This is a genomic window from Nitrosospira multiformis, from assembly GCF_003050865.1.
GTDB classification, from domain to species: domain Bacteria; phylum Pseudomonadota; class Gammaproteobacteria; order Burkholderiales; family Nitrosomonadaceae; genus Nitrosospira; species Nitrosospira multiformis_E.
Genome location: NZ_QAOK01000003.1, coordinates 47,099 through 61,607, shown reverse-complemented (window position 1 = coordinate 61,607; position 14,509 = coordinate 47,099). Strand labels below are relative to the sequence as shown.

Genomic DNA, 14,509 nt, shown 5'->3' with positions numbered 1-14,509 from the left:
AGGAAGCAGGGATTGCAAGGCAAATGAATAGAGGCAGTGAAGCGAAAAATCTGGTTGTCGGCATTGATATCGGCACTTCGAAGATTGTGACTGTTGTCGCTGAAATGAAGCCCGAAGGCGGATATACAGTGATCGGTATGGGCAGTCATCCATCACGGGGCCTGAAGAAAGGCGTGGTCGTCAATATCGATGCAACCATGAATGCGATTCAACGCGCGCTGGAGGAGGCGGAGTTGATGGCGGACTGCAAGATCCGTGAGGTTTATACCGGTATCGCAGGCAGTCATATCAAGAGTTTCAATTCGCATGGCATGGTGCCTATCAGGAACAAGGAGGTGACGCGGCAGGATGTTGAGCGGGTGATGGAGACGGCAAAGGCCGTGAATATTCTGAACGACCAGCAGGTGCTCCATGTGCTCAACCAGGAATTCATCATAGACGAGCAAGAGGATGTTCTGGAACCGATTGGCATGAGCGGTGTGCGGCTCGAAGTCAAGGTTCATATCGTTACGGGTTCGGTATCGGCCGTCCAGAACATCCTCAAGTGCGTGCGCGGCTGCGGCTTGGAAGTGCGCGACCTGGTGTTGCAGCCTCTTGCTTCCGCAATGGCCGTTCTATCGGAAGATGAGAAAGATCTCGGCGTTTGTCTGCTGGATATCGGCGGGGGTACGACCGATATTGCGGTATTTGCCCGGGGCGCCATCCGTCACACCGCGGTGATTCCGATTGCAGGAGATCAGATTACCAACGATATTGCGCTGGCGCTGCGTACTTCTCCCAGCGACGCCGAAGGCATCAAGTGCCGCCATGGATGCGCGCTGCGCAGCATGGCTGACCCGCACGAAATGGTGGAGGTGGCGGGTGTGGGCAATCGCGGGACCCGCCATCTGTCAAGACAGACATTGGCGGAAGTCATCGAGCCGCGAGTGGAAGAGCTCTACTCTCTGGTACAAGCTGAATTGCGCCGCAGCGGATTCGAAGAATTGCTGTCGTCAGGGATCGTGATCACGGGTGGCAGCAGTTCGCTGGAAGGGATGGTGGAGCTCGGTGAAGAAATATTCCACATGCCGGTGCGACTGGGATTGCCCAATTACCACGGCAGTCTGGAGGAAGTGGTGGTCACACCGAGATACTCCACCGGAATAGGCTTGATCCTCTCAGGGGTGGACCAGTTTCAACAGCACCAGCAAAGCAGGCTGGAAGGTAATTCATTCACGCGGATTCTGGACAGGATGAAAAGCTGGTTTCAGGTCAATTTCTGAGTTGCTGGCTGCGTGCGGGCATGGAAGAGCTCGAAAGCAGTACTTTGTACCTGGCAAGTGCATGTGCGAGTTGCATACAGTCAGGGTCTCAATGGGTAACGTTTATTGTTTGAACACATAAAAGGGAGGTGCGTGATGTTCCAAATCATGGATACACAAACACAGGAAGCTGTTATCAAGGTCATCGGCGTTGGCGGGTGCGGTGGTAATGCCGTAGATCACATGATGGAAAACGGTGTGCAAGGCGTCGACTTTATTTGCGCCAATACCGATTCGCAGGCGTTGAAGCGCAATCAGGCGCGTACCCTGGTGCAATTGGGGTCGACGATCACCAAGGGATTGGGGGCGGGGGCGGATCCAGAGATTGGACGGCATGCCGCACTTGAGGACCGCGACCGCATTGCCGAGCTGATTGAAGGAGCGGACATGCTATTCATCACTGCTGGCATGGGCGGCGGAACTGGAACAGGTGCTGCGCCGGTAGTGGCTCAGGTTGCAAGGGAAATGGGAATTCTGACCGTCGCCGTGGTCACGAAACCTTTTGTATTTGAAGGCAGGCGCGTGAGAGCGGCCCAGGCAGGACTGGAAGCGCTTGCGCAATACGTTGATTCACTGATTGTGATTCCGAATGACAAGCTGATGGCGGTGCTGGGAGAAGACGTCAGCATGCTGGATGCATTCAAGGCAGCCAACAACGTATTGTATAGCGCCGTCGCCGGTATCGCCGAAGTGATCAATTGCCCGGGACTCGTCAATGTCGATTTCGCCGATGTGAAAACGGTGATGTCCGAAATGGGTATGGCAATGATGGGTTCGGCGATTGCCTGTGGTCCCGAGCGCGCTCAGGCCGCAGCCGAGCAGGCAGTTGCAAGTCCCTTGCTGGAGGATATCAATCTTGCCGGTGCCCGTGGAGTACTGGTAAATATCACCGCCAACGCCGCAATGAAGATGCGCGAAGTACATGATGTAATGAACACGATCAAGGACTTCACCGCCGAAGACGCTACCGTGATCGTCGGGACAGTCATTGACGACGACATGCATGATGATCTGCGTGTGACCGTGGTGGCGACCGGTCTGGGCGGAGTCGGCCTGGGAGGCGCAAATCGCGTCCCGCCCAAGACCTTGAGCGTTGTTCACCCGCGCACCCCCATGGATAGTATCGACAGCATGAACTGGAAGGATTCGGAAGGTCCTGCTTCGATCCGAACGAACAGGCAGCGGGATGCAGCCGTCGAAGCGATGAAGCAGTCAGGGGTGGACCTACTGGATATCCCTGCATTCCTGAGAAAACAGGCCGACTGAGGAAGCAGGCTGATCGAGCAACGGCTACCGGTTGTATCCGGTCTGGAGCGAGACTGGTCTGAGGTGAGATTCATCAGCAGCATTGGCTGCGCTGAATATTTTTTGCCTTCTGATCTACCTTGATTCAGGCTCAGAAGCGCAGAGGGGCGGAACAGGCTGTTATCGCTGGGAGTTTTTTCTTGCAGGTCGTCTCAGCAAACTGAGCGATCCGTTACTTCCTGCGATGGAGTATTCCCTCGCCTGGGTAGCATTCAGCGCAGCGCATGTTCATGTGCGGCGATTTGCTGATTTCCACCCTGATGGTTGGATACCCTTCCTTCTGCCTTTGTTCCTTTCCGATTTTGCTCCCCTTAGATCGGTTCGGGGTTTTGTTCGGGTCTAGGGATAAAAATAGGGAAATAGGGATAAAAACAGGGATCGAACAAGGCATCATCGCCTTTTCTTTCAGAGTCTCCTTTGCTGTTTTTCCAGCAGCGACTCCACCGCGGTTTTCAAGGGTGAATCTCCCAGACCCGCAGCCAGGACATTCAGGCTCTTGATGCCTTCTTTATCTATTTGTCGTTTTCTGTCCGGGAAATCATTTCCGCGAATGTCGCGGTAATTTGCTTGCACAGCAATCCGAATTGCAGTAACCTCGTACCCGGCTGCCTGAAGCTTTAATAATAATGATGGCAGCATGTGCCTGAGTTTTGCGGCAATCGCACCGTTATCCGCGCAAATTGTCAGGCTTCCTTCAGAGAAGCCACCTAAAGCGCAGTGCTTGCCCAGGTTGGGCAGCATAATTTTCTTAAATGCCCTTTGCATCTCGGTTAACTTTTCCGCGTGATTGAATAACCGCTGATGCTCAGGCGTCAGCCTAAGGGTCCCAAGGTAGAAATCGATCTTGCGGGCAGTCATGGCTGAATCATGATTAGGGGAGAAGATGAATATTATTCTAATTTCCAATAATTCGGCAAAAGCAAAAACCCTGACTTTAACCGGTAAACACCTTACGCTCGTGGTTTCCGGGTTCTTTTTTGCTTCCATGCTGATGGCGATGGTACTCAACTATATATCCCTGCGATATGCAGACAAGATCGACAGTCCCACATTGAAATCCCTGGTTTTAAGCGCACAGCAGGAAGAGCACCAGAAAACCCAGTCCTATCTGCGCGACAGTCTCAACGCCATGGCGATCAAGATGGGCCAGATGCAGGCCCAGCTACTGCGGCTCGATTCCGTTGGCATGCGGCTGGCAGAGCTGGCCGGCATGAAGCCGCAGGAATACCTGTTCAACCAGAATCCGGGGCAGGGAGGTACGTTGTCTACACAGCAATTACAGGATATCTCATTTACCGAATTCAACAGTCAGATACAGGAGCTGGCACGGACGCTGGATGATCGCACCGACAAACTCGACGCCCTGGATTCATTGCTGATGCAGGACAGGCTCAGGAAGAAGTTTTTTCCATCGGCAATGCCGGTAGAGGGAAAGGCGTACTCCTCCGGTTTTGGCCTGCGTATCGATCCTTTTTCCGGAAAGCGCCATTTTCATGAAGGTATCGACTTCATAATGCCTGCCGGATCGCCCGTTCTCGCGGCGGCAGGTGGCGTGGTGGTGTATTCCGATTATCATCCTGAGTATGGTAATATGATTGATGTTGACCACGGCAATGACTTTGTCAGCCGCTATGCTCATGCCTCCAAGCGCTTGGTGAAGGTGGGCCAGGTAGTGGTGCGTGGACAGAAGATTGCGGAAGTGGGCAGTACAGGCCGCTCTACCGGTCCGCATCTTCACTTTGAAGTCAGGCATAGGGGCTCGCCGCAAAATCCGTCCCGGTTCCTGAAGATGCCGGGTTGAGCCGGGATAAATACTTTGCAGTGGGGGGTGAGGCCGAAAAAACCTCACCCCCTATTTTTTTGATGATCGCTTAATAGAAATAGAATTTTCATGCTCAACAATCTGCTCAAAAAAGTGTTCGGGAGCCGTAACGACAGGCTCATCAAACAGTATTCACAGACCGTAGCGGCGATCAATGCGCTGGAAGCGACGATTGCGGCGCTGAGCGATGCTGAGTTGCGTGGAAAGACCGAAGAGTTCAGGCAGCGCATCGGGGAAGGAGCCAATCTCGATATGCTGCTGCCGGAGGCATTTGCGGTCGTGCGCGAAGCAGGCAAGCGCGTGCTCGGAATGCGTCATTTCGATGTGCAGTTGATTGGCGGCATGGTGCTTCACGACGGCAGGATTGCCGAAATGCGGACAGGTGAAGGCAAGACACTGATGGCAACTTTGCCTGCTTACCTCAATGCCTTGGCGGGCAAGGGTGTGCACCTTGTCACCGTGAACGATTATCTGGCAAAGCGCGATGCCGAATGGATGGGGCGCATCTATCGATTCCTGGGGATCAACGTAGGAGTGATTCTGTCCCAGATGGATCATGGCGACAAGCAGGCAGCCTACGCGGCCGATATAACCTATGGAACCAACAACGAATACGGATTCGATTACCTGCGCGACAACATGGTGAATCATTCGATCGAACGGGTACAGCGCCTGCTCAATTTTGCCATTGTCGACGAGGTCGACTCCATCCTGATCGACGAGGCACGTACTCCTTTGATCATTTCCGGGCAGGCGGAAGGCAACACGGATGTTTATGTGCGCATGAACACGCTGATTCCCAAACTGGTCCGGCAGGAAAACGAGGACAGTCCGGGGGATTTCAGCGTAGATGAAAAAGCCCAGCAGGTATTGTTGAGCGAGTCAGGGTTCGAGCACGCGGAAAAACTGTTGGTCCAGAGCGGTTTGCTTCCCCCCGGAACAAGCCTGTACGATCCCGCGAATATCAGTCTCGTTCACCACCTTTATGCCGGTCTGCGCGCACACGCCTTGTTCCATCGGGACCAGCACTACGTAATTCAGAATGGCGAAGTCGTTATCGTCGATGAGTTTACCGGACGGCTCATGTCAGGCAGGCGTTGGTCCGAAGGCTTGCATCAGGCGGTGGAGGCAAAGGAAGGTGTTACCATCCAGAAGGAGAATCAGACGCTCGCCTCGATCACCTTCCAGAATTATTTCCGGATGTACGAGAAACTGGCAGGCATGACCGGCACTGCCGATACCGAAGCTTACGAATTCCAGCAGATTTACGGGCTGGAAACCGTCATCATTCCGACCCACCGTCCCATGATCCGTGCCGATCGGATGGACCAGGTATTCCGCACGATGGACGAAAAGCACCAGGCGATTATCGCGGACATCAAGGATTGCCAGGAGAGAGGTCAACCTGTTCTGGTGGGTACCACTTCGATTGAAAACAACGAACTGCTTTCCTCCCTGTTGACCCGCGAGAAATTGCCGCATCAGCTGCTGAACGCGAAGCAGCACGCGCGAGAGGCGGAAATCGTCGCCCAGGCGGGTCGTCCGAAAATGATCACCATCGCCACGAACATGGCCGGCCGGGGTACGGACATCGTGCTGGGCGGCAATCCCGAACCTGAATTCGAGCGCATCCGCTCCGATGAGACTCTGAGCGAATCAGAGAAAACAGAACGGATTGCGGAACTGCAACAGCAGTGGCAGACCCTTCATGATGAAGTGCTGGAAAAAGGAGGGTTGCATATCATCGGCACCGAACGCCATGAATCGCGTCGGGTAGATAACCAGTTGCGTGGCCGTTCCGGCCGTCAGGGAGATGCTGGTTCCAGCCGGTTTTATCTATCGTTGGAGGATGCGCTGTTGCGCATTTTTGCATCCGACCGCGTAGCAAGCATCATGCAGCGGCTCAACATGCCGCAGGGAGAAGCCATTGAACACCCCTGGGTGACGCGCGCAATCGAGAACGCGCAACGCAAGGTGGAGGCGCGCAACTTCGACATACGCAAGCAACTGCTGGAGTACGATGATGTTGCCAATGATCAGCGCAAAGTCATCTATCAGCAACGCAATGAACTGCTTGAGTCGGAAGATATTACCGAAACGACAACTGCGATGCGGGCGGACATGCTGCGCAATCTCATCGCACTCCATGTGCCGCCGCAAAGTGTCGAGGAGGAATGGGACATTCCAGGACTGGAGAAGGCGCTGGCCGCCGAGTATTACCTGCCCCTGCCCTTGAGGGAATGGCTGGAAAAGGAGCCGGACTTACATGAGGATAGCCTTCATCAGCGCATCATAGAGGCGGCGAATGCGCTCTACTCCGGCAAGGTGGAGCAGGTGGGAGCGGCTATCATGCATCAGTACGAGCGCGCGGTCATGCTGCAAAGCCTTGACATTCACTGGCGCGAGCATCTCGCCTCACTGGATCACCTGCGCCAGGGAATTCATTTGCGCGGATATGCGCAGAAAAATCCCAAGCAGGAATATAAGCGCGAAGCTTTTGAACTCTTCACATCCATGCTCGAAGAAATCAAGGCGGAAGTCACCAAGACCCTCATGGCAGTGCAGATCAGAAGTGAGCAACAGGTGGAAGCCGTGGCGGAAACCCACCACGCGCCAGTCAATGTGCAGTATCATCACGCTGCTTTTGAAGAAGCCCTGGGTGAAGAAGGGAGTGCCGAGAGTGGGGAAGATATGGGAGTCCAGGAGCGTCCGCAGAAACATCAGCCGTTCGTCCGCCAGGGAGAAAAGATCGGACGTAACGACCCATGTCCCTGCGGCTCAGGAAAGAAATATAAACAGTGTCATGGCAAGCTGAATTAATCTATCCCGTTTACCTGTGCAGTTCCATCCATTTTGGGATGTAATGGCGCAGCGCAAAGAACATTCCCGTCCCGGTAACGTCTATGGCGTCCGGCGATAAAGCTGAGGGGGCCGATGTTGACATCGACCCCTTCGCCTAATGGGATGGCCGGAAAGAAAAGGAACTGGCAGAAACGAAGCTCAGCAGGATAGCAGGATGTAATCAGATTGCCTTGAGTGAAACTCTGGTCCTGGTTTTGCCGCCGAGAGGCGGCTCGGCGGCAGGATTCAATGGTTGCTTTTTGAAACAGTTTCAATACGCAGCTTTAATGTGCGGTTTCAATAGGTCGATGCAGCATCAGCTTGCCCGCTTCTGGAAATACTCGTCGTAGCGGAAAATATAATCCTTGTCTTTCAAAGGCAGGTGACACCCGCGGCAGGTATTGAGATCATCGGGCGCTTTTGTTTTACCGTCCGCCATATACATTGAATATACCCAGTCTCCATTCCTGAGGTCCGTTGGCGCCCTTTCACCCCAACCGGCTCCTTTCGCCATCACGCCGATCTTCTGCAATTCCCCTTTGACGAGCTTGCCATCCGGTCCCTTGAGCGGCGTTCCGTCAGCCGCCTCGCCCGCCTTGTAGATTTCCATCACCGTAATGGTTCCATCAGGGAAGGCCTCCCCCATCTTGGTCCCGTGACCGGTGGGATTGATATAGATTTCCCGGACTTGCTTATTGTCCGGACGCTGTACTTCGGATAGAAACTTGGGCCAGCTTTTATAGTTATCCGGCAGCGGCAGTTCACCGTCACTATATTTCTGCGCCTGCTCCTCCACTTTCGGAGCGGGCGGTTTTTGCGCGCAACCCGCTAATGCTGTTATCAGCACCACTGCCGTAATGACTTTCCGTGTCACACCTTTCATCTGGTTTTCTCCTATAGTCGAGGCCGTTGAATTACTTATGGTTTTCACTTTCTTGGGTTCAAAGGGCTGAATTGGAGTCGTTTTCCCACAATTCGCAGGTTGCAACCGGTATAGGGGGAAGCATGAGCCCCATATTCCTGGATTCCGAATTCATGCAGGATGAGGTTGATTTAAGCTTCATTGCCCTTTTTTTCTCAAGCGTGTCATGCAGGCGCTGGCGCCATGCCATTATGCCGCAGGAGCGCATTTATTTCTGGCTCGCGTCCCCGAAATGCAATAAAAGATTCCAATGCCGGCCGGCTTCCACCTACTGCGAGAATTTCTTTCCAGAAGCGTAATCCGGTTTCAGAATTGACAACGGTTCCCGCGGGATTTTCCTCGAACATGCTGTATGCATCCGCGGACAACACTTCCGCCCATTTGTAACTGTAATATCCGGCGGCATAGCCTCCCCCGAAAATATGCGAGAAACTGTTGGGAAAGCGGTTGAATCCGGGAGGGATGATGACGGCAACCTGCTCGCGGACTTCATCGAGCAGTTGCTGTGCGGTTTTTTGGCCATACGGGTCGAAATCGAAATGCAAATGCATATCGAACAATGCAAACTCGAGCTGCCTGAGCATTTGCAGACCGCTCTGGAAATTCTTCCCCGCCAGCATCTTGTCGAACAGTTCACGCGGCATGGACGCGCCCGTATCCACATGCCTTGCCATCCTGCTGATTACCTCCCATTCCCAGCAGAAGTTTTCCATGAACTGGCTGGGCAGTTCCACCGCATCCCATTCCACGCCATGGATGCCAGATACGCCGAGGTCGTCTACCCGGGTTAGCAGGTGATGGAGGCCATGTCCGAATTCATGAAACAGGGTAATGACCTCATCATGAGTGAACAGGGCAGGGCGAACTTTCTCCCCATGAGAAACAGGTCCGGAAAAATTACAATTGAGGTATGCGACAGGCGCTTGAACCGCGTATTCCCGATTGTCCACACCCCCGACATACCGGCGGCTGATCGCATCATCCATCCAGCCTCCACCCCGCTTGCCTGGTCGCGCATAGAGATCAAGGTAGAACCGGCCGATGAGCTTTCCCTCACTGTCGGCTATATTGAACAGCTTGGCATCCGGATGCCAGAGTTGAATCGTGGTTGCCTCCACTGGAGTGATGTTGATGCCGTAAAGATTCCCTACCAGACCAAACATACCCGGCAACACGCTCGTTTCCGGAAAATATTGCTTTACTTCCTGTTCTGAGAAGGCATAACGCTCGAGGCGCAGCTTTTCGCTGACGTATGCCAGATCCCATGCTTCGAGGGTATCCAGTTGCAGCTTGGCGGCCGCAAACTGGCGCAACTCCTTCAGGTCGCGTTCGGCATACGGCCGAGCCTTGGTGGCGAGTTCGCCAAGAAAGTCCAACACCTGCGCCGGAGTCGAAGCCATCTTCGTCGCCAGCGATACTTCGGCATAGCATTCGAATCCAAGCAACTGTGCCTCCTCCTTGCGCAGTTCAAGTATTCCTGCAATGAGTGGAGTGTTATCCAGATTGCCCGTATCCCCGGATGGGGAGGCGGCTGTGTCCAGTTCGCTGGCGCGAGTGGAGTAAGCGCGATACATTTTTTCACGCAACTCCCGGTTGTCCGCGTATTGCATAAGAGGCAGATAGGAAGGCGCGTGCAAGGTGAACTTCCAGCCAGCCGCATTATCCCTTTCCGCAACTTCTCTCGCTGTTTGCAATACATCATCAGGAATACCGGAAAGCTCACCGGCATCCTCCACATGCAATACAAACGCGTTGGTGGCGTCCAGGAGATTGTCGTTGAAGCGCGAGCCCAGTGCTGACAGCTCTTCCTGAATCTGGAGGAAGCGGGCTTTCTTCTCGGCAGGCAGTTCTGCCCCGCCCAGGCGAAAGTCCCGCAACTCATTCTCGATGACCTTTTGCCGAGCGGCGCTCAGTCCTTCAAATTCCCTGCCGCCGCGCAATTCCTTGAATTTCTCGAACAGCGTCTGATCCTGGGCCAGCTCCGCATAATACTGCGTGACAAGAGGCAGATTGGCATTATAAGCCTCGCGCAGTTCCGGCGTGTTTACCACCGCGTTCAAGTGGGATACCTGGCCCCATGCACGGGAGAGCCGCTCGTTGGCATCCGCCATGGGTTGAACGAAGTTGTCCCATGTCGGCAAGTCGGTATCCTGCCGTATTCGCCCAATGAGGGCACGATTGTCACCCAGCAATTGACTTACAGCCGGTGTGATATGTTCGGTACGAATCTCGGCAAAGCGCGGCAATCCGGAAAAATCGAGCAAAGGGTTCATTGATGGAAATTCAGTCAGTCAGTTTGAAAGAAGAGAACTCGAAAATACATGTCCCTGTTGCGGCGCCTAGTCCGCGTAAACAACGTTTCCATTGATCAGCGTATACTTTACCTTGCCTTGCAGCTCCCAGCCCAGGAACGGCGTGTTCTTGCCCTGGCTTCTGAGGGTCGAGGCTTCAATCATCCAGTAATGATCAGGGTCGAAAATACACAAATCGGCATCGCCGCCGGGCGTAAGATGGCCGGCTTCCACCCCAAGGATGCGGGCAGGTTCTCCCGTGATCCTCGATAACGCGGCTACCAGGGGCAGCTTCGTTTCCGCCGCCCATTTCAGCGTAAGCGGCAGCAGCAATTCAAGGCCGGTTGCGCCGGCCTCCGCCTCTGCGAAGGGCAGCAGCTTTGCATCCTCGTCCACGGGGGCGTGGTCGGAGCATATGGCATCTATAGTGCCATCCAGCAGTCCTGCGCGCAAGGCGTCGCGGTCTCCCAGACTTCTCAACGGCGGTACCAGATGACAGTTGGAATCGAAGAAGCCAATATCCATTTCAGACAGGTGGACATGATTGGCCGCCACGTCGCAGGTAATCGGCAACCCCTGCTTCCGGGCTGCGCGTGTCATGGCCACACCTTCCGCGCTGGAGATGCGGCACAAGTGCACCCTGGCGCCCGTTTCTTTTGCCATCAGGATGATGTGGGACAGGGCCACAGTTTCGGCGCAGACGGGAATGGCGGCCAGGCCAAGGCGCGTCGCCACTTCCCCATCGTGGGCAACCCCGCCATCAGCGAGATTTACATCCTGGGGACGCAACCACAGGCAAAACCCGAAGGTGGATGCATACTGCATCGCCTGCATGAGCACCCGGTTGTTGGGAAGCGGCCTGTCCGACTGGCCGAATGCGACACACCCCGCGCTGTGCAGTTCAGCCATCTCAGTCAGCCATTCACCTCTCAGTCCACGGGTAAGCGCTCCAATGGGATAAACACGCGTCTGATTGCGGCCCCTTGCGCGATACTTCAGCATTTCCACCAGTCCGGGCTCGTCCAGCACAGGATCGGTATCGGGGGGGCATGCCAGGCTTGTAACGCCTCCCGCCACCGCAGCTCCCATTTCTGATTCAAGCGTCGCCTTGTATTCCAGGCCGGGTTCCCGCAGCCGGGCCGAGAGGTCCACAAGTCCGGGACACACGATCAATCCTTGGGCGTTTATTTCCCGGCGTGCCTCAAAGCCTAGCGGGACGGCGCCGAGAGAGGCGATTTTGCCGGACCGGATGTAAATATCCGTTACGCGATCGAAGCTGTTTTTCGGGTCAATGACACGACCATTTCGGATGGCGATATTCATGGCCTTCAGCTTCCAGCCAGAATGGACATTACCGCCATGCGCACTGCGATGCCGAATGTTACCTGGGGGAGGATTACAGATTGCTTTCCATCGGCTACGACCGAATCGATTTCAACCCCGCGGTTCATGGGTCCGGGATGCAGAACGATTGCATCCGGCTTCGCCAGCGCCAGTTTCTCGGGAGTGAGTCCGTAATATTTGAAGTATTCTTCAGTGCTCGGAAGACGTGCGCTGAGCATGCGTTCGTTCTGCAGACGAAGCATCATCAGCACATCGACGTCCTTCAGTCCTTTCGCCATATCATGATAAACATGCACCCCCAGACGTTCGACCTTGGCGGGCAGTAATGTCTTGGGTGCGATGACGCGTACCTCCGGTACGCCGAGCGTCGTCAACGCATGAATCTGCGAGCGGGCCACCCGGGAATGAAGAATGTCGCCCACTATGGCGACGCGCAGGTTATGAAAGTCGCGCTTGCAGCGACGAATGGTAAACATGTCAAGCAGCGCCTGCGTGGGATGCGCGTGCCGTCCATCCCCGGCATTGATGACGTGAATTTCAGAGCGGACATGCTGCGCAATGAGGTGCGCAGCCCCGCTCTGAGCGTGCCTCACCACGAACATATCGGCATGCATGGCGGAAAGATTGTTCACCGTGTCCAGCAGTGTCTCTCCTTTGGACTGGGACGACACCGCAATGTTGAGATTGATGACATCGGCAGACAACCGTTTTGCAGCAATTTCAAAGGTCGTGCGTGTACGCGTACTGGGTTCGAAGAACAGGTTGAATATGGATTTTCCGCGCAACAACGGCACTTTCTTGACGTCACGTTCCGTGACCCCGACGAACGGTTCGGCCGTATCGAGAATATTCAGGAGAATGGAAGCAGGCAGCCCCTCGGTAGTCAGAAGGTGTTGCAGTTGACCATTTTTATTCAACTGCGGATTGTTACTCATTGCCCTGGTGCTTGTCATACAGGCTCAGGCCCAGCTTTCCATCCGCTTTTTTTTCCAGCGCCAGCATTTTTGCAGGGGGCACCTCCAGGGTCGTGCCAATGTATTGAGCAGCAATGGGAAGCTCTCTCCCGCCCCTGTCTATCAGCGCAGCCAGGCGAATGCTTGCCGGCCGCCCATAATCGAACAGTTCGTTGATGGCAGCCCGGATCGTTCGTCCTGTATAAAGCACATCATCCACGAGAATGATGTGGCTTCCTTCCACTTTGAACGGGATGTCCGAAGGTCTGATCTGGGGATGCAGGCCGATCTGTCCAAAGTCGTCACGGTAGAAGGAGACATCGAGCACTCCCAGGGGGAGCGCCAGTTGCAGATCCTTATGCAGCCTTTCCGCAAGCCATACTCCGCCGGTATGAATTCCCACGACTGCGGTATCACTGGAAATGCCTTGCCGGATCCGGGCAGTCAGCACAGCCAGCAGGTCTTCCGCTTCAGGTAATTGCATTTCGTTGGTCAAAATAAGATTGCAATATCAGTTGAGCCGCGATCTGATCCAACACCTGTTTCTGTCTCCTGCCTCTGACCCTCGCTTCGTCCAGTGCTGAACTGGCGCTGATCGAGGTATAACGCTCATCTTCCAGGACAGTGCGAATGCCAAAGCTGGCCTGAAGGCGATGCGCGAAGCGGCGGCTTCGACGGGTAAGCTCGTGCTCTGCACCGTCCGCATGAACCGGCAGTCCAACCACCAGTAAAACAGGCTCCCACTCCTTGATTAACCGGGCGATGCTTCTCAAGCATTCCTCCTTATTCTCGTTGGATATGGTAACAAGAGGATGAGCCAATCCCAATTCCAGATTCCCGATCGCGACGCCGATCCGTTTTTCGCCGAAATCGAAAGCCAACGCCGTGCCGGCGCGCGGCTGACTCGCTTTTTCAGCTTCCTCCATATCGGGTATCTGATCCGTCAGCTCTGCCTGTAATGGCTGAAGTATTGCTCCTTCGTTGAATGGGCGATACTTTCAGGCATGACCCACTTCATCCGACAGGCTCGAAAAGTCCACTCCAAGCAACTGCATCGCAGCTGTCAAACGTTCTTCTGCAGGTAACTCAAAAATGATGGCGGGGGATGCAGGCACCGTCAGCCAGGCATTCTGCGATAATTCGTGCTCTATCTGGCCCGGCGCCCAGCCGGAATAGCCTAGCGCGACCAGGAGTTGCCTGGGACTCTCGCCGTTTGCTATCGCCCGTAAAATATCGAGGGAGGTGGTAAGCCCTACATCGTCATTCACTGCCATGGTCGATTGCCATTCACCCACGGGTTGGTGGAGGACGAAGCCACGATCGAGTTGTATCGGACCGCCGAACATGATTGGAAATCTTCGCGTCAATTGGTCATCGGAAGAAATATCAAGCTGATCCAACAGGTCCTTCAAGGTGAGATCGATCGGGCGGTTCACCACCAGGCCCAGTGCGCCCTGGTCACTATGCTCGCAGATATAGGTCAGCGTCTTCGCAAAGAAGGGATCTGTCATGGCCGGCATGGCGATGAGGAAATGATGGGTCAGGTCGACACTTTGCATGAGGTGAATGATTATGCGATTACCATCTCGTGGGATTGGGTTCCGGAGTGGGCTGGCGGCTGCCTGTCCGTTTCATGCTCACCCGTAAAAGGACCATCCGGCCCCCGAACTTGTAGGGTAAGGTTTTCGGAACTTTACTATCATTGTAGAACGAATACGTTTTTCAGTGGT

Annotated in this window: 12 protein-coding genes; 4 read left to right on the top strand and 8 right to left on the bottom strand. The window is 54.6% G+C overall.

Annotated features, from left to right (window positions below; translation table 11 throughout):
- Window positions 1-23 precede the first annotated feature (23 nt).
- Window positions 24-1,262: a cell division protein FtsA gene (gene ftsA / locus C8R21_RS02550; protein WP_107761393.1), complete on the top strand. Its 1,239-nt coding sequence runs from the start codon at window positions 24-26 to the stop codon at window positions 1,260-1,262.
- 135 nt (window positions 1,263-1,397) lie between these two features.
- Window positions 1,398-2,567, top strand: coding sequence for a cell division protein FtsZ (gene ftsZ, locus C8R21_RS02545; RefSeq protein ID WP_107761304.1), 1,170 nt, complete (start codon window positions 1,398-1,400; stop codon window positions 2,565-2,567).
- 444 nt (window positions 2,568-3,011) lie between these two features.
- Here the strand turns inward: ftsZ and C8R21_RS02535 are convergent, their stop codons facing one another.
- Window positions 3,012-3,614 (bottom strand): DUF721 domain-containing protein, encoded by a 603-nt coding sequence (locus C8R21_RS02535; RefSeq protein ID WP_308811370.1) that lies wholly within the window; start codon window positions 3,612-3,614, stop codon window positions 3,012-3,014.
- Here C8R21_RS02535 and C8R21_RS02530 point away from each other — a divergent pair.
- Complete coding sequence (locus C8R21_RS02530; protein ID WP_308811369.1) at window positions 3,598-4,407, top strand: M23 family metallopeptidase; 810 nt, start codon at window positions 3,598-3,600, stop codon at window positions 4,405-4,407. The genes C8R21_RS02535 and C8R21_RS02530 overlap by 17 nt on opposite strands.
- A 90-nt stretch (window positions 4,408-4,497) precedes the next feature.
- Window positions 4,498-7,248, top strand: coding sequence for a preprotein translocase subunit SecA (secA, locus tag C8R21_RS02525; protein WP_107761301.1), 2,751 nt, complete (start codon window positions 4,498-4,500; stop codon window positions 7,246-7,248).
- 337 nt (window positions 7,249-7,585) lie between these two features.
- Here the strand turns inward: secA and C8R21_RS02515 are convergent, their stop codons facing one another.
- The 7 genes from C8R21_RS02515 to C8R21_RS02485 all read right to left on the bottom strand — a co-directional run bounded on the left by C8R21_RS02515 (window position 7,586) and on the right by C8R21_RS02485 (window position 14,338).
- Window positions 7,586-8,152 (bottom strand): cytochrome P460 family protein, encoded by a 567-nt coding sequence (locus C8R21_RS02515; RefSeq protein ID WP_107761299.1) that lies wholly within the window; start codon window positions 8,150-8,152, stop codon window positions 7,586-7,588.
- A gap of 203 nt (window positions 8,153-8,355) precedes the next feature.
- A complete protein-coding gene (locus C8R21_RS02510; protein WP_107761298.1) occupies window positions 8,356-10,464 on the bottom strand; it encodes a M3 family metallopeptidase in 2,109 nt (702 codons plus the stop codon).
- Between the two features lie 66 nt (window positions 10,465-10,530).
- Window positions 10,531-11,805 carry a dihydroorotase gene (locus C8R21_RS02505; RefSeq protein WP_107761297.1) on the bottom strand — a complete coding sequence of 425 codons (1,275 nt, stop codon included), beginning with the start codon at window positions 11,803-11,805 and terminating at the stop codon, window positions 10,531-10,533.
- A gap of 5 nt (window positions 11,806-11,810) precedes the next feature.
- The gene (locus C8R21_RS02500; protein WP_074975559.1) at window positions 11,811-12,761 is read right to left on the bottom strand and encodes an aspartate carbamoyltransferase catalytic subunit; all 951 of its coding nucleotides are present in this window, start codon (window positions 12,759-12,761) and stop codon (window positions 11,811-11,813) included.
- Window positions 12,754-13,263, bottom strand: coding sequence for a bifunctional pyr operon transcriptional regulator/uracil phosphoribosyltransferase PyrR (pyrR, locus tag C8R21_RS02495; RefSeq protein WP_074975560.1), 510 nt, complete (start codon window positions 13,261-13,263; stop codon window positions 12,754-12,756). The genes C8R21_RS02500 and pyrR overlap by 8 nt, the downstream gene beginning before the upstream one ends.
- Window positions 13,250-13,705 (bottom strand): Holliday junction resolvase RuvX, encoded by a 456-nt coding sequence (ruvX, locus tag C8R21_RS02490; protein ID WP_107761296.1) that lies wholly within the window; start codon window positions 13,703-13,705, stop codon window positions 13,250-13,252. Before ruvX ends, pyrR begins: the two co-directional genes overlap by 14 nt.
- A gap of 72 nt (window positions 13,706-13,777) precedes the next feature.
- Window positions 13,778-14,338, bottom strand: coding sequence for a YqgE/AlgH family protein (locus C8R21_RS02485; protein WP_107761295.1), 561 nt, complete (start codon window positions 14,336-14,338; stop codon window positions 13,778-13,780).
- Between the last annotated feature and the right edge of the window lie 171 nt (window positions 14,339-14,509).